The following is a 14977-nucleotide window of genomic DNA, read 5'->3' as shown; positions in this document are numbered from 1 at the left end:
TGTAGCCTCGAGGATTAAGCCTGAAGGCTAATGTGCGGGCCGCGGTCCGGCGGTTACGATCGCCGCATGTCCGCCCTGCCGCTGAGTCGCACAGCCCGAGCGCGCCATGCCGCGTGGACGGCGCTGGTGTGGTCCGGGGCCGTCCTCTACCCGTTCTTCGTGCTCCTGGCGCTGATCAGCCGTCGCAATGGTTACGTGACGGCGGAGATGGTCGCCGCGGCCACGCTCACGGTACTGCTCGTGGTGCTGATGATCCGTCATCCGCTCCGCGTGCAGGGAATCCTGCTCTTCTCCTGGACCTGGGGCCTGTTCCAAATGCAGAACGGGACCGTCGCCGCTCTGCTGATCCTGCTCACCGATCTCGGCGTCGGCTACATCGCCGCCGCCCGCCCGCGCGGAGTATCGGTCACCGTCTTCGGGGTCACGCTCGCAGTCCAGTTCCTGGCGGTCCTGTCCCTTCTGAACTTCAACGACATCTTGATCACGACGATGCTCTTGGCGGCCAGCGTGACCTGGCTGCTAGGGAACTCGATCCAGGTCCGGCGCGCGCACGCGACGGCGATGCGCGAGCAGGCGCTGGCCCAGGCCGTCGCCGCCGAGCGGCTCCGGATCGCGCGCGAGCTGCACGACATGGTCGCGCACAGCATCGGCATCATCGCCATCCAGGCGGGGGTGGGCGGACGGGTCATCGACACGCAGCCGGGGGCGGCGCGCAACGCCCTGGACGCCATCGAGGTCACCAGCCGCGACACCCTCGCGGGGCTGCGCCGCATGGTCACCGCCCTGCGCAAGGACGCCCCGGAGGCGGCGCCGCTCGGCCCCACGCCCGGCCTTGACGACCTGGACGCCCTCGTCCGCGCGACGGAGGACGCCGGCGTTCGTGTCGAACTCCGCTGGTTCGGCGAGCGAAGACCCCTGCCGCCGGACGTCGATCTGTCCGCGTACCGGATCGTCCAAGAGGCGGTCACGAACGTCGTCCGGCATGCGGATACCGACGAGTGCCGCGTGACCATCACCTACCGAGACGAGGATCTGGCCATCGAGATAGACGACGAGGGGCGGGGCGGCGTGGTGGGCGCCGGTTACGGCATCGCGGGCATGCGAGAACGCGTCGACCTGCTCCACGGCGGGTTCACGGCCGGACCGCGTCGCGGCGGCGGCTTCCGTGTGGCGGCGACCATCCCCGCCCCGGCCACGGTCCGATGACGGCGTCGACGGGGCCGTCGGAGGCCGTCCCGATCCGGATCGTGCTGGCGGACGACCAGCCGCTGATCCGGGCCGGGCTGCGGGTGCTGGTGGCGGACACGCCCGACCTGGAGATCGCCGGGGAGGCGGGGACGGGCGCCGAGGCGGTCCGGCTGGTGGAGGAGGCCCGTCCCGACGTGGTCGTGATGGACATCCGCATGCCCGACATGGACGGCATCGAGGCCACCCGGCAGATCACCGCGCTGACCAGGGAGGTGCACGTCCTGATGCTGACGACGTTCGACGATGACGAATACGTGTACGGCTCGCTGCGGGCGGGCGCGAGCGGCTTCCTGGTCAAGGACATGGCGTTGGAGGAGATCCTCTCCGCGATCCGCGTGGTCGCGAAGGGGGACGCCTTGATCGCGCCAAGCGTCACCCGCCGTCTGATCGCAGAATTCGCCGCGCGCCCCGCCCAATCGCCCACATATTCACAGCCGCCAGCAAGAACCCCCGCGCAGACACCCGAGCCCACGCGTCCCCCCGGACAGAGACCCGCACCTCCGCGAGCGCCTGGGGAGACGTCCCAACGAACGCCCGCTCAAATGCCGGACGATCCGCGATCACCGGGACGGGCGCCCACACATACGCCCGCGTCCGCACAGGACCCTGGCGAAGCTGCAGGAGGAGCGACTGCTCGTTCTCCTGAGTCTTCGGAGACTCAAGGACATCGGCCCGCGCAGACCCCGGCGGTCGGCAGCCAGACCCCGTCAACGCCGACGTCCGCGCGGCCATCTGGACAGACACCGTCCGCGCGGACCTCTGGGCCAGTGTCGGAGGCCGAGCAGCCGCCTGGGCAAGCCTCAGAGCCCGGGCGGACGTCCAAGCAAACGTCGCAGGCCGGGCGGACGCCTGAGCAAGCAGCAGAGCCTGGGCGGACGCCTGAGCAGCCGCCCGGGCAAGTATCAGAGGCCGGGCGGATGTCTGAGCGAATGTCGGAGGCCAGGCAGCCGCCCGGGCAAGTATCAGAGGCCGGGCGGATGTCTGAGCGAATGTCGGAGGCCAGGCAGACGCCCGGGCAAGCGTCAGAGGCCGGGCAGCCGCCTGGGCAGATGTCGGAGGCCGAGCGGAAGCCCAGGCAAGCGACAGAGGGCGGGCGGACGGCTAAGCGAATGTCGGAGGCCAGGCAGACGCCCGGGCATGTGTCGGAGGGCGGGCGGACGTCAGGGCAGGTGGATGGACGGGCGCCCTCGCAGGTGGCGTCTCCGCAGGGCGCTGCGGCTGGGGAGGCGACCGCTCAGGTTTCCGCACCTTCGCAGAGGACCGGGCAGGGGCACGCGGAGGGAGCTGCGGTCGTGCGGCGGGGCGTGCAGGTGTCCGCGGCGCGGTCTCCGGCGGGGCGGGTTGAAGGGATCACGGAGCGGGAGATGGAGGTGTTGATCCTGGTCGGGCGTGGGAGGTCCAACCAGGAGATTGCCAAGGAGTTGTTCATCAGCCTGGCTACCGCGAAGGCGCATGTGGCGCGGTTGCTCACCAAGCTGGACGCACGCGACCGCGTCCAACTCGTGATCATCGCCTACGAACTGGGCCTCGTGGGGCCCTCTACCGGCGGTAGTACTACCTGACGTGGTCACTGTCAGGACCCTCGGATAATCTGGGTGCCGTGAAAGGTCTGGGAGAGCTCGAACGCACGGTCATGGAGGTCCTCTGGGCGCGGGAGGACGCCGGTCACCCCGCGGCGACCGCGCGTGATGTCAGCCGTGCGCTCGCGGGCGACCGCGACCTGGCGCACACTACTGTCATGACGGTGCTGGACAGGCTCGCCAAGAAGGGCTTCCTGGAGCGTGAACGGGACGGTCGCGCCTGGCGCTACCATCCGGTCGCGAGCCGGGAGGGCTATGTCACGGAGCTGATGCTGGGCGCTCTGAACGAGACCGGCGACCGTGACGCCGCGCTCGCCCATTTCGTGCGCTCCGTCTCGGAGGACGAGATCGACGTGATCCGTCAGGCCCTGGCCGGAATCACAAGCAAGGAACCTCCGGCATGACCGGCACCGCCCTGCTCGCATTGATCTCCCTGGGGACCGTCGGCGGGGCGCACCTGCTGTCCCAAGCCAGGTGGACGTGGCGGACCCCGCGTCTCGGGATCGCGCTCTGGCAGGCCCTCGGGCTGTGCTGGGGCGTCGCCACGATCGGCGCGCTGCTCGGCCTCGCGCTGCTCCCGTACGGGAAGGGCGTCCTCGGCGGGCTGCCCGGCCTGTACGACGACCAGGCCGCGCGGCTCAACGCGGTGCAGGTCGCCGCGCTGCTCGCCGCGATCAGCCTGACCGCCGTGCTGCTGGTGATGCTGATGTACGCGGTCGTCCGCGTCGTGCGGGCGAGGCGGCGGCATCGTGCGCTGCTCGCGCTGGTGTCGCGCCGCGACTCGGCCGTACCGGGGACGCTCGTCCTCGACCACCCGGGCGCGGCGGCGTACTGCGTACCGGGTGTCCGCTCGTCCAAGGTGGTCGTCAGCGCCGGGACGCTGGAGCTCCTCGACCGCGGCGAGCTGGCCGCCGTCCTCGCGCACGAGCGCGCCCACGCCCGCGAGCGGCACGACCTGGTGCTGCTGCCGTTCACGTCGCTGCGCCAGGTGTTCCCCCAGTTCCGCCTGGTCGGACGCTGCCTGGACGCCGTGGAGCTGCTGATCGAGATGGCGGCCGACGATCGGGCCCGGCACGGCCGTCCGGCCCGCGAGCTGGCGACGGCGCTGCTCCGCTTCGCCGCCGCCCGCCCGGCCGCCGCACCGTCCGGCACGCTCGGCGTCGCGTCCCACGGCAACATCCCGGTGATGGCCCGGGTGAACCGGCTGCTGGAGCCCGAGCCGCTCCCCCGCACCACTCGCCTCGCCGCCACGGTCGCCGTCCCCGTCATCGCCGCCGTCCCCTTGATCCTCCTCGTCCTCCCCCACTGACCCCTCCCGCGCCGAGACCAGCCCAGTCAGGCCGCCCGACTCCAGCGGCCCCCATCCCAGCCGCGCCCCCGCGCGCCGCAACCGGTGGCTGAGGTCGTTGGCGGTTATCGGGGCGGGGTCGTGTTTGGTTGGCATCGCGGTTGCCCTTTAGGCGTTGGTGGGGACGGTCTCCGTCGGTGCGGTGGCGGGCGACGGGGGATTCGGGCGGCGCAGCACCAGCAGGGAGACCAGCAGGGCCGCCACCAGTAGGGACGCGGACACCCCGAACGCCAGGTGGTAGCCGCCGGTGAGTGCGGTGGGCTCGTCCCGTCCGGCGGCGCGGAGGTCGGCGGTGCGGGACGCGGCGAGCGTCGTCAGGACGGCGACGCCGAGCGCCATCCCGACCTGCTGGACGGTGTTGAACAGCCCGGACGCGAGCCCGGCGTCGTCCGGCCGGGCGCTGGACATGCCGAGCCCGGTCAGCGACGGCAGGACGAGTCCCGCCCCGGCGATCAGCACGAACACGGGGAGGAGGTCGGTGGCGTAGTCGGCGTCCACGGGGACGGTCGTGAGCCAGGCCATCGCGCCGACCAGGAACACGAGCCCGGCCATCAGCACGAGGCGTTCACCGAACCGGTTCGACAGCCGCGCCGAGACGAACAGCGACACGAAGCCGATCGCGACGGCGGCCGGGAGCATCGCCAGGCCGGTCTTCAGCGCGTCGTATCCGAGGACCTTCTGCATGTAAAGCGCGACGATCACCTGGAACGAGAACATCGCCGAAAAAGCCAGCAATTGGACGGCATACGCCCCCGACACATTGCGGGAACGCAGAATGCGCAAGGGCATCAAGGGCGTCGCCGCGCGCGCCTGGCGGACGACGAACCCGGCCAGCAGGACGACCGACACCGCCCCCAGCCCGAGCGTGTGCGCGGAAAGCCAGCCGTACCGTTCGACCTTGACGATCGTGTAGATGCCGAGCATCAGCCCGGACGTGACGAGCAGCGCCCCGGCGACGTCCGCGCCGCCGGTGCGGCCGATGCCGCGGTCGCGCGGCAGCGCGGGCAGCGCCAGCAGGATCGTGGCGATCCCGATCGGCAGGTTGATCAGGAAGATCCAGTGCCAGCTCAGCGCGTCGGTGAGGACGCCGCCGAGCACCTGTCCGATGGACGCGCCGGTGGCCCCGGTGAAGCTGAACACGCCGATCGCCTTGGTCCGTTCGCGGGGCTCGGTGAACAGCGTGACGAGGATGCCGAGCACGACCGCGGACGCGAGGGCGCTGCCGACGCCCTGCAGCAGCCGGGCGGCGATCAGCAGACCGGACGTCGTGGCGGCCCCGGCGAGCACGGACGCGGCCGTGAAGACGGCGTTCCCGGCGAGGAAGAGCGTCCGGCGGCCGACGAGGTCGCCGAGCCGTCCGGCGAGGAGGAGCAGGCCGCCGAGCGGGATCAGGTAGGCGTTCATGATCCAGCTCAGCCCGGCGGGCGAGAAGCCGAGGTCGTCCTGGATGGCGGGGGTCGCGACGGTGACGATGCTGCCGTCCAGGATCGTCATCAGCATCGTGGCGGACAGCACGCCGAGCGCCGCCCAGCGGGATCGAAGCACGGAGGACATGGTCATCTCCTGAGGTCAGAGCCGACAGGAGAGACCGTAGCAGATAGTTTTGTTACAGACGATCCTTGACGGATCTATTTTGCGCGCTCGCGCGCCCGGCGGGCCGGGGTCGCGGTCTCGGACGGCGTGGCCAGATGCCCGCTGACCAGCGCGTTCAACGCCTTGACCAGCGCGGCGCGGTCGGCCGGGGGAAGCGAGCCGAGGGCCGCCTCGTGGACGCCGTCCACGATCCGCTGACTGCGCGCGGCGACGCGGGCGCCCTCCTCGGTGACCGCGATGATCCTGGCCCGCCGGTCCCGCGACGACGGACGCCGCTCCGCGAGCCCGGCCTTCTCCAGGGCGTCCACCGTCACGACCATCGTCGTCTTGTCCATGTCGCCGATCTCGGCGAGCTGGATCTGGGTGCGCTCCTCCTCCAGCGCGTGCACCAGGACGCAGTGCATGCGCGGCGTCAGCCCGATCTCGGCGAGCGCGGCCGTCATGCGGCTGCGCAGGACGTGTCCGGTGTGGTCGAGCAGGAACGACAGGTCGGTCTCGGTGCGGGCGGGGGCCATCGAGGTCATGCCCCCAGGCTACCCATTTTGGTTCCGTTCCAGATTATCTAGGAGCAGTCGCATCTCGTGGTCTATCCTTGACGGCATGCAGCGCACCGTGTGCCTTGGTTGGCGGCCGTCCTAGGACGGCTGGAACCGCGCACGCGCAGGGCCGTCCACCGGACGGCCCTTTCCCTTTCCTCGACGACCCGGGGGGCGGCCGGTCCGGCCGGACGGACGGCTCGCCTGGACGCACACCGAAGATCGAGGAGAGACACCCATGGACAGCACCACCCCGGAAACCCCGGAAACCCCGGAGAACGCCGAAACCATCGAGGCGGCCGCGCGGCGCAGCGCCGTGCTCGAAGAGAGCATCGCCGCCGACCCCGGAGCCTTCCGGATCCTGACCGGAGACCGTCCGACCGGGCCGCTGCACCTCGGCCACTACTTCGGCACCCTCGCCAACCGGGTCCGCCTCCAGCGGGCGGGCGTCGACCTGTTCGTGCTGGTCGCGGACTACCAGGTGCTGACCGACCGGGACGTCGCGGACCACCTGTCCGAGCACGTCACCGGGCTGGTCGCCGACTACCTCGCGGTGGGGGTCGACCCGTCCACGGCGACGATCTTCCGGCACAGCTCCGTCCCCGGGCTGAACCAGCTCATGCTGCCGTTCCTGTCGCTCGTGTCGGTCGCGGAACTGCGCCGGAACCCGACCGTGAAGGACGAGATCGCGGCGTCCCGGCAGGCGTCGGTCAGCGGGCTGATGTTCACTTACCCCGTCCACCAGGCGGCGGACATCCTGTTCTGCAAGGCGAACCTCGTCCCCGTCGGGAAGGACCAGCTCCCGCACCAGGAGATCACCCGGACGATCGCGCGCCGCTTCAACGAGCGGTACGGGCCGGTGTTCCCCGTCCCGGACGCGCTGCTGTCCCCCGCGCCGAGCCTGCTCGGGACGGACGGCCAGAAGATGAGCAAGAGCCGCGGCAACGCCATCGCCCTGTCCGCGAGCCCGGACGAGACCGCCCTGCTGGTCAGGCGCGCCGTGACCGACACCGAGCGGCGGATCACGTACGCGCCGGAGACCCGTCCGCAGGTGTCCAACCTGGTGCTGCTCGCCGCGCTCTGCCAGGACCGCGACCCGCACGCCGTCGCCGCCGAGATCGGGGACGGCGGCGCCGCCGCGCTGAAGAAGGTCGTCACCGACTCGGTGAACGAGTTCCTGCGCCCGATCCGCGCCCGCCGCGCCGAGCTGGTCGCGGACGGGGCGTACCTGCGCGACGTCCTCGCCGAGGGCGACGAACGCGCCAACGAGATCGCCGACCGGACGCTCAAGGAGGTGCGCGCCGCGATGGCCTCCTAGCGTGCGAGCAACGGCCCCCTGGCGCGCAGGCGACGACTTCCTGACATCCAGGAACGACCCACTGACGCGCCAGGACAGCCCCCTAGCGCGCAGGCGACGACCCGCTGGTGCGCCAGGACGGCCCCCCTGGCGCACAGGCAACGACCTGCTGGCGCGCCGGGACGGTCTGCTGGCGCACAGGCAACGACCCGCTGGCGCGCCGGGACGGCCCCCTGGCGTGCAGGCAACGACCTGCTGGCGCGCCGGGACGGCCCCCTGGCGGCCGGGACGGCCTGCGCGTGCGGGGAGCGGCCTGCGCGTGCGGGGAACGGGCTTCTGCGTGCGCGGGGACGGCCTCGGGGCGGGTGGTGGTGGGTTTCAGCGGGGGGCGAGGCCGTCGAGGGCGGTGGTGACCAGGTCGTCCACGGCGTCCGGGCCCGGCGGGACGGGGTGTGCGACGCCGCCGCCCTGGAACAGCGCCGACAGCACCGGCTCGTGGCATGCCCCGACGATCATCGAGGTGGCGGCGTCGACGCGGGCCCCGGCGGCGAGGCGGCCGAGGTCGCGCTCGGCCCGCAGGTAGGCGGCGAGCCGCTGCCGCCAGTCGCCGCCCCCGCCGCTCAGCGCCGCGAACCGGACGAGGACGTCCGGCTGCGCGATCAGCCCGGCGAGCGCGGGCAGCAGAGCGTTGTGCAGGGTCAGCCCGTGCCGGACGTAGACGCGCAGGTTGTCCGCGACCGTGCCCGTGCCCGCGTCCGGGAGCGGGCCGAGGCCGCGCGTGATCGTGTCCGCGCGGGCGCGCAGGGCGTGGCCGAGCAGCTCCTCCTTGTTCGCGAAGTGGTTGTAGAGGACGCCGTCGGCGACGCCCGCCTCCCGCGCGATCGCCCGGACGGTGAGGCCCGCCGTCCCGCGCTCGGCGATCATCCGCTCGGCGGTGGCGATGAGGTGCTCGCGCAGGGTCCGGTCCCCCGCGCCGACGGCTCTTCTCGGTGACATCACCCGGCATCGTAATGACCTGGGGCGCCGTCCGGCGGGGCCGGGCCGCGGGCCCTCACGCCCGCGCCGTGACCAGCCAGGACGTGCCGCGCAGCCGGACGGCCCCGGACCGCTCGAACGGCTTCACGGCGGCGCGGAGCGCCTGGAAGACCTCATCGCCGCCGCCGTAGTTGTAGCGGATCGGACCCCAGTCGGCGAGGAAGCGGGCGGCGTCGTCCGCGTCCCGTCCGAAGATCTGGTCGGCCTCCACCCGGCGGGCGGCGACGGCGCGGAACCCGGCGCCCTCCAGGATCTCCCGGACGCGGTCGGGATCGGACAGCGACAGCGGCCCGTGCTCACCGATGGCGGGCTCGGGAAGCGGCGGGAGGGCGGCGAGGACGGTCCCGAGGTCGGTGCCGCCGAGCGGCGCCATGGCGAGGAACGCGAGCCGACCGTCCGGGCGCAGCGCCCGCCGGACGTTCCCGAACGCCGCCACCGGGTCGGCGAAGAACATGACCCCGACCCGGCTGATCGCCACGTCGAACGCGGCGTCGTCGAACGGGTAGACCTGGACGTCCCCCTGCTCGAACGTCACGTTCGCGACGCCCTCCTCGGCGGCGAGGGAGCGGGCGCGGGCGAGCATCGGCCCGGACAGGTCCACGCCCGTCGCCGTGCCGAGCCCGGCCCGGCGCGCCGCGAGCCGGGTGACCTGCCCGTTCCCGCAGCCGATGTCGAGGACGCGGTCGCGCGGGCCGATGGCGGCGCCGTCCAGCAGGAAGTCGTTGAACCCGCCGTTCATGGCGTCGTAGCGCGCGTGGTGGTCGGCCCAGTGCCGTCCCTCATAGCCGTTCCACGCCTCGGCCTGGTGCGTGTTGACGATCTCCATGGAGCGACCCCTTCCTCGTTATGAACAAGCGTTCATGAACACACGTTCACCCTGCCTGACCCGTCAACCTCAAGTCAACCCCGGCCCTCATAGAACGGAATTGTTCGTTCCCTTACTATGGGACGCATGGACACCACGGCACCGGCGCCCATGAGCGGGCGCAAGGCCCAGGCGGCGCGGAACGACGAGCTGATCAGGGAGGCGGCGCGGGCGGTGTTCACCGCCGACCCGAGCGCGCCGATCTCGGCGGTCGCCGAGCACGCCGGAGTGGGGATCAGCGCGCTGTACCGCCGCTACAAGAGCAAGGAGGACCTCCTCCAGAAGCTCGCCGACGACGGCATGGACCGCTACCTCGCCGAGGTCCGCACCGCGCTGGACGACGACGGCGACCCCTGGGAGGCGTTCGCCGGTTTCATGCGCCGCTGCCTCGACATCGGCGCCGGGTCCCTCACCATGCGGCTCGCGGGCAGCTTCGAGGTCAGCGAGGAGATGAGCCGCAAGGGCCAGGAGATCCACCGCGCGACGCAGCGGCTGCTGGAGCGCACCCGGGAGGCGGGCGCGCTGCGTCCCGAGATCGAGGTCGGCGACATCTCCGTGATCCTGGAGTACCTGCACGGCATCCGCATCGGCGACGACGCCCGCATGAACCGTCTGCAACACCGCTACCTGGCCCTCATGCTGGACGCGCTGCGCCTCACCGGCGAACGCGAACTGCCGGGCCCTCCGCCCACCTGGCCCGAGCTCAGGGACCGCTATGACGCCTGACCCCGCGAACACCGTCCCGGCCACAACCGACACCGCCGAAGCAGACACCGCGATAGCCGAGACCTTGCAGGCGACCCCCGCGACCCCCGCGACCACCGGACCCGAGACGCTCGACCGGCGGGCGTTGAACCGCGCGCTGCTGGCGCGGCAGATGCTGCTGGAGCGCCGCGCGATGCCGGTGCTGGACGCGATCGAGCATCTCGTCGGCATGCAGTCGCAGGCGCCGAACCCGCCCTACATCGGCCTCTGGAGCCGTCTCGCGGGGTTCGACTTCGCCGAGGTCGGCGAGCTGATGACCAGCCGCCGCGCGCTCCGGATCGTGCTCATGCGCGGGACGCTCCACCTGGTCAGCGCACGGGACGCGGGGTGGCTGCGCCCGCTGACCCAGGCCGTCCTGGACGGCCACCTCAAATCCCGCGCCGCCGACCTGGACGGCGTCGACCTCGACACGATCACCGCCGAGGCGCGCAAGCTCCTGGAGGACGACCCGCGCACCGACAAGGAACTGCGCGCCCTGCTGGCCGAGCGGTTCCCCGACCACGACGCGGCGCTGCTCGGCTGGGCCGTCCGGCTGCGGCTGCCGCTGGTGCAGGTCCCGCCGCGCGGCGTCTGGGGCGCTTCGGGCGTCGCCCGGCACACGACGCTCGACGCCTGGCTGGACGACGATCCGTCGACGCGACCCGCGATGTCCCTGGACGAGATGGTGCTGCGCTACCTGGCCGCGTTCGGGCCCGCGAGCGTCCGGGACGTCCAGCACTGGTCGGGCCTCGCGCGGCTCGGCGAGGTGGTCGAGCGCCTCGCGCCCCGCCTGCTCGCCTTCCGGGACGAGAACGGCCGCACGCTCTACGACCTCCCGGACGCGCCGCGTCCCGACCCGGGGACGCCCGCGCCGGTCAGGTTCGTCCCCGACTTCGACAACCTGCTGCTCTCGCACGCCGACCGGGCGCGGATCATCACCGAGGAGCACCGCGCGCGGATCTTCACGGTGAACGGCATCATCCGCGCGACGTACCTGGTGGACGGGTTCGTCCACGGCATGTGGAAGATCGAGAAGAAGCGCGGGGAGGCGGTGCTGCGCGTCACCCCGTTCGCCCCGGTCCCGGCGCCCGAGCGGACCGCGCTGGAGGAGGAGGGCCTGCGCCTGCTCTCCGCCGCCCACCCCGACGCGAAGACCCGCAGGATCGAGTTCGCGGCCCCCTAGCCGAGGTCGCGGGCGCAGGGGGCCTCGCGGTTCGGGTCGAGGACGGCGAGGAGGGCGTGCAGCGTCTCGCGGAACTCCAGCATGCGCTCCCGCGACAGCGGGTCGAACAGGTGCCGCCTTACCTCGGCGACATGTCCTGGTGCGGCCTCGGCCAGAGCCGCATACCCCGCGTCGGTCAGTTCGGCGATCGTCGTGCGGCGGTCGGCGCCGTGCTTGACGCGCCGCACCCAGCCCGCCTCCTCCAGCCGGTTGACGGCGTGCGACAGGCGGCTCGGCGACGAGTACACGATTTCGGCCAGTTCGGTCATGGTGCGGGCGCGGCCGGGCGACTCCGACAGCATCGCGAGGATCATGTAGTACGCGTGCGGCATGCCGGAGTCGCGCTGGAGCTGCCGGTCAAGGGCCTCGTTCAGCAGGCGCGACGTCCACAGGAAGGCGCGCCAGGTCTCCTGCTCTTCGGCGTCGAGCCATCGCGTGTCCGTCGTTTCGGTCATATCGCTCACTCTACCCAAAAGTTTGAACTTTCAAGACTTGAAGGTTCAACCAGTCCGCCGGATATAGTTTAAATCTGAAGTAAAAGAGGGGGGACCACATGACGACCCGGATGCCCGTGCTCTACCTCAGCCACGGCGCCCCGCCGCTGGCCGACGACCCGGTCTGGACGGACGAACTGGCCCGCTGGTCGGCGGAACTGCCGAAGCCGAAGGCGATCCTGATGGTGTCCGCGCACTGGGAGGAGGCGCCGCTGACCGTCGGCGCCACCCGTCCGGTGCCGCTCGTGTACGACTTCTGGGGGTTTCCCGAGCACTACTACCGCGTCCGGTACGACGCGCCGGGCGCACCGGAGCTGGCCGACGACGTGAGCAAACTCATCCCCGGCGTCCACCGGGACGAGACGCGCGGCCTCGACCACGGCGCCTACGTGCCGCTCGTGGAGATGTATCCGGACGCCGACGTCCCCGTGCTGCAGATGTCCATGCCGTCACTGGAACCGGCGCGGCTCTACGACGTCGGCCGCGCGCTCGCGCCGCTGCGCGACCAGGGCGTCCTCATCGTCGGGAGCGGTTTCACGACGCACAACCTGCGGGAGATGCCGCGCGGCGCGGACGCGCCCCCGCCCGCCTGGTCGGCCGAGTTCGACGCCTGGACGGACGAGGCCGTGCGGAACGGCGACGTCGACGCCCTGCTCGACTTCCGCGCCAAGGCCCCGGCGGTCCGGATCGCCCATCCGCGCACGGAGCACTTCGCGCCGCTCTTCGTCGCGCTGGGCGCCGCGACGACGACCGCCACCGACCCCGGAGGGCAGGGGCGGCGGGCCGTGATCGACGGGTACTGGTTCGGGCTCGCCAAGCGTTCGTTCCAGTTCGGCTGAGCACCCCGCCCTAATTGTGTTTTGTCACGTTCCGTCGGGAGCGTCCGTTTTGCCGGTTCAGGCCGCGCCCGCCGCGCCGGAGGCGCCGCCCATCTGGGCGAAGCCGGTGCGCCAGGACGCGACCGACGGCTTCCAGCCGAGGCTGAGCGCCTTCTCGTTCGACACCGGGCGCCCCGTCGTGGCGGCGTGCTTGCCCGCGTTGCCCGGCGTCGGCGCGCCGAGCGCCGCGCTGTAGACGGGCAGCCAGTCGGCCGTGGTGGCGGGCTCGTCGTCGACGATGTTGACCGCTCCCGCGGGCCAGTCGAGCGCGGCCAGCGCGGCGGACGCCGCGTCGTCGGCGTGCACGAACGACGTCCAGGACGGGGCCAGGCGCAGGGTGCCCGCGCGGACCCGCTCGGCGATCGCGCCGTCCGGCGCGTACCACGTCCCGGGCCCGTAGAGGGCGCCGTAGCGGAGCACGACGCCGCGCGGCATCTCGGCGACCGCCTCCTCCAGCGCCGCGACGCCCGCGTACGGCGGGAGCGTGGCGTCCAGCGGGTCGGTCTCGACGGCCGGGGAGCCGCCGCCCACGTACAGCCAGGCGATGCTCTGCGCGATCATGGTCTCGACGCCCGCCTCGCGCGCGGCGTCGACCAGGTTGCGCGTGCCCTCGATGCGCAACTGGGAGTTGGCCGCGAAGTCCTCGGCGCTGAGATCGGTGAGCTGGTGGATCACCGCGTCCGGGCGGACGTCCGCCAGCACCGCGCGGACGGCGGCGGCGTCGAGGACGTCCACGACGACCGGCGTGGCGCCGAGGCCGCGGAGCAGGTCGGCGCGCTCGGTCCGGCGTGTCGTCCCTGCGACCTCGTGGCCCGCCTGGACGAGCAGCGGGATCAGCCGGCGACCGACGACTCCGGTCGCTCCGGCGAGGAGAATCTTCAAGGGGGTAACCTCCACGACTTGCACGCCTTTGTGGTCGTCTCGACGGCAGGATAGGCAGTCAATGTTCCACTGTTCACGTCCGGCCCTCCGCATGGAGCCCCCCACGGCGTCGGCCGGACGAAGTCGGACGAGCCGAACCGCCCCCGGTGCCCCGTCCGCCATGAGCGTACCGCCGGGAGGCCCCGAACGCGTTTCACGCCCGGCCCGCGGGAGAATTCTTCTCTTCTGACGGGTTCTGCCGCAACGTGAGAAGGGGCGCGCGTGAAGATCACTCTGGTCCGGGGCGACATCACCGAGCAGGACGTGGACGCCGTGGTGAACGCGGCCAACTCCGCCCTCCTCGGTGGCGGCGGCGTGGACGGGGCGATCCACCGCAAGGGCGGCCCGGAGATCCTGGACGAGTGCCGCAGGCTGCGCGCGTCCCAGTACGGCGGGGGCCTGCCCACCGGGCAGGCGGTCGCGACGACGGCGGGACGGCTCCCCGCGACCTGGGTGATCCACACGGTGGGGCCGGTGTACTCCGCGTCCGAGGACCGGTCGGGCCAGCTCGCCTCCTGCTACCGGGAGTCGCTGCGCGTCGCGGACGAGCTCGGCGTCGAGTCGATCGCGTTCCCGGCCGTGTCGGCGGGGATCTACGGCTGGCCGGTGGACGACGCGGCCCGGATCGCGGTCGGCACCGTCCGGGCCACGCCGTCCAAGGTGCGCGACGCGCGTTTCGTCCTGTTCACGGCGGACGCGTACGAGGCGTTCGAGCGCGCCGTCGGCGCCGCCTGACCGTCAGCCCGCCTTCTTCTTCTCCTGTTTCGGCGGGACGACCAGCACCGGCCGCCGCGCGTGGTGCAGGACGCGCGTCGAGACGCTCCCGAGGATCAGCGACCGGGCGCCCGCGAGGCCGCGCGAGCCGGTGACGACGAGGGACGCGTCCAGCTCGTCCGCGACGTCGACGATGGCGCTCCAGACCGGGCCGCCGCCGCGCTCGGCGAGCGTCTGCACGTCGGTGAGCCCGGCCTCCCTGAGGATGTCGGCACCCTCGCGCGCGAGGTGTTCCGCCTGTTTCTCCTCCTCGAACCGGTCGTTCGGCTCGGGCTCGGGACCGGCCGGCGTTTCCGCGACGAGCGGCGCCCAGGCGAACTGGAGCAGCAGCGGCTCCCACACACTGATCACGACGGTGGGCTCGGGACGCAGGTGCCGCGCCGCGTAGTCGAGCGCGGCCCGCGCGTCGTCCGACCCGTCGTAGGCGATGAGGATCGTCATA

Annotated in this window: 16 protein-coding genes; 9 read left to right on the top strand and 7 right to left on the bottom strand. The window is 72.2% G+C overall.

Going from position 1 to position 14977, the window contains the following annotated elements; translation table 11 throughout:
• Positions 1 to 66: 66 nt before the first annotated feature.
• Genes ACH01S_RS29475 through ACH01S_RS29460 form a run of 4 tightly spaced genes read left to right on the top strand, consistent with a single transcriptional unit; the run spans position 67 to position 4137 of the window.
• Positions 67 to 1206, top strand: a complete 1140-nt coding sequence (locus ACH01S_RS29475) for a sensor histidine kinase (RefSeq protein ID WP_067898927.1) — start codon at positions 67 to 69, stop codon at positions 1204 to 1206.
• Entirely contained in the window at positions 1203 to 2810 is a 1608-nt protein-coding gene (locus ACH01S_RS46845) for a response regulator (protein ID WP_370671588.1), read from the top strand. Before ACH01S_RS29475 ends, ACH01S_RS46845 begins: the two co-directional genes overlap by 4 nt.
• A gap of 38 nt (positions 2811 to 2848) precedes the next feature.
• A complete protein-coding gene (locus tag ACH01S_RS29465) occupies positions 2849 to 3232 on the top strand; it encodes a BlaI/MecI/CopY family transcriptional regulator (protein WP_083981276.1) in 384 nt (127 codons plus the stop codon).
• The gene (locus tag ACH01S_RS29460; RefSeq protein ID WP_067898800.1) at positions 3229 to 4137 is read left to right on the top strand and encodes a M56 family metallopeptidase; all 909 of its coding nucleotides are present in this window, start codon (positions 3229 to 3231) and stop codon (positions 4135 to 4137) included. Before ACH01S_RS29465 ends, ACH01S_RS29460 begins: the two co-directional genes overlap by 4 nt.
• A 147-nt stretch (positions 4138 to 4284) precedes the next feature.
• Here ACH01S_RS29460 and ACH01S_RS29455 read toward each other — a convergent pair whose 3' ends face one another.
• Together ACH01S_RS29455 and ACH01S_RS29450 are read right to left on the bottom strand one after the other, a co-directional pair.
• Entirely contained in the window at positions 4285 to 5730 is a 1446-nt protein-coding gene (locus tag ACH01S_RS29455) for a DHA2 family efflux MFS transporter permease subunit (protein ID WP_083981275.1), read from the bottom strand.
• 74 nt (positions 5731 to 5804) lie between these two features.
• Positions 5805 to 6293, bottom strand: a complete 489-nt coding sequence (locus tag ACH01S_RS29450) for a MarR family winged helix-turn-helix transcriptional regulator (RefSeq protein WP_067898792.1) — start codon at positions 6291 to 6293, stop codon at positions 5805 to 5807.
• 250 nt (positions 6294 to 6543) lie between these two features.
• On the opposite strand from ACH01S_RS29450, the gene trpS reads away from it, so the two are divergent.
• Positions 6544 to 7623, top strand: a complete 1080-nt coding sequence (trpS, locus tag ACH01S_RS29445; RefSeq protein ID WP_067898789.1) for a tryptophan--tRNA ligase — start codon at positions 6544 to 6546, stop codon at positions 7621 to 7623.
• A 357-nt stretch (positions 7624 to 7980) separates the two neighbouring features.
• Here trpS and ACH01S_RS29440 read toward each other — a convergent pair whose 3' ends face one another.
• Both ACH01S_RS29440 and ACH01S_RS29435 read right to left on the bottom strand, forming a co-directional pair.
• Positions 7981 to 8598 (bottom strand): TetR/AcrR family transcriptional regulator, encoded by a 618-nt coding sequence (locus tag ACH01S_RS29440; protein WP_067898786.1) that lies wholly within the window; start codon positions 8596 to 8598, stop codon positions 7981 to 7983.
• A gap of 55 nt (positions 8599 to 8653) precedes the next feature.
• Positions 8654 to 9463 (bottom strand): class I SAM-dependent methyltransferase, encoded by an 810-nt coding sequence (locus ACH01S_RS29435; protein ID WP_067898783.1) that lies wholly within the window; start codon positions 9461 to 9463, stop codon positions 8654 to 8656.
• 126 nt (positions 9464 to 9589) lie between these two features.
• Between ACH01S_RS29435 and ACH01S_RS29430 the strand changes: the two genes are divergently transcribed.
• Both ACH01S_RS29430 and ACH01S_RS29425 read left to right on the top strand, forming a co-directional pair.
• On the top strand, positions 9590 to 10228 hold the full coding sequence (locus ACH01S_RS29430) for a TetR/AcrR family transcriptional regulator (protein ID WP_067898780.1): 639 nt from the start codon (positions 9590 to 9592) through the stop codon (positions 10226 to 10228).
• Positions 10218 to 11429: a winged helix DNA-binding domain-containing protein gene (locus tag ACH01S_RS29425; protein ID WP_083981273.1), complete on the top strand. Its 1212-nt coding sequence runs from the start codon at positions 10218 to 10220 to the stop codon at positions 11427 to 11429. The genes ACH01S_RS29430 and ACH01S_RS29425 overlap by 11 nt, the downstream gene beginning before the upstream one ends.
• Here ACH01S_RS29425 and ACH01S_RS29420 read toward each other — a convergent pair.
• Positions 11426 to 11923, bottom strand: coding sequence for a MarR family winged helix-turn-helix transcriptional regulator (locus ACH01S_RS29420; protein WP_067898777.1), 498 nt, complete (start codon positions 11921 to 11923; stop codon positions 11426 to 11428). The two genes, ACH01S_RS29425 and ACH01S_RS29420, sit on opposite strands and share 4 nt — an antisense overlap.
• 98 nt (positions 11924 to 12021) lie before the next feature.
• Here ACH01S_RS29420 and ACH01S_RS29415 point away from each other — a divergent pair, with 98 nt between their 5' ends.
• On the top strand, positions 12022 to 12801 hold the full coding sequence (locus tag ACH01S_RS29415) for a dioxygenase family protein (RefSeq protein WP_067898774.1): 780 nt from the start codon (positions 12022 to 12024) through the stop codon (positions 12799 to 12801).
• A 57-nt stretch (positions 12802 to 12858) separates the two neighbouring features.
• Here the strand turns inward: ACH01S_RS29415 and ACH01S_RS29410 are convergent, their stop codons facing one another.
• On the bottom strand, positions 12859 to 13722 hold the full coding sequence (locus ACH01S_RS29410; protein WP_067898771.1) for an NAD-dependent epimerase/dehydratase family protein: 864 nt from the start codon (positions 13720 to 13722) through the stop codon (positions 12859 to 12861).
• A 261-nt stretch (positions 13723 to 13983) separates the two neighbouring features.
• Between ACH01S_RS29410 and ACH01S_RS29405 the strand changes: the two genes are divergently transcribed.
• A complete protein-coding gene (locus ACH01S_RS29405; RefSeq protein WP_067898768.1) occupies positions 13984 to 14496 on the top strand; it encodes an O-acetyl-ADP-ribose deacetylase in 513 nt (170 codons plus the stop codon).
• Between the two features lie 3 nt (positions 14497 to 14499).
• Here the strand turns inward: ACH01S_RS29405 and ACH01S_RS29400 are convergent, their stop codons facing one another.
• The gene (locus tag ACH01S_RS29400) at positions 14500 to 14976 is read right to left on the bottom strand and encodes a universal stress protein (RefSeq protein ID WP_067898765.1); all 477 of its coding nucleotides are present in this window, start codon (positions 14974 to 14976) and stop codon (positions 14500 to 14502) included.
• Position 14977: the final 1 nt, after the last annotated feature.

It is taken from the genome of Actinomadura chibensis NBRC 106107 (genome assembly GCF_001552135.1).
Lineage (GTDB): Bacteria > Actinomycetota > Actinomycetes > Streptosporangiales > Streptosporangiaceae > Spirillospora > Spirillospora chibensis.
This window is presented reverse-complemented; position numbering and strand designations above follow the sequence as displayed.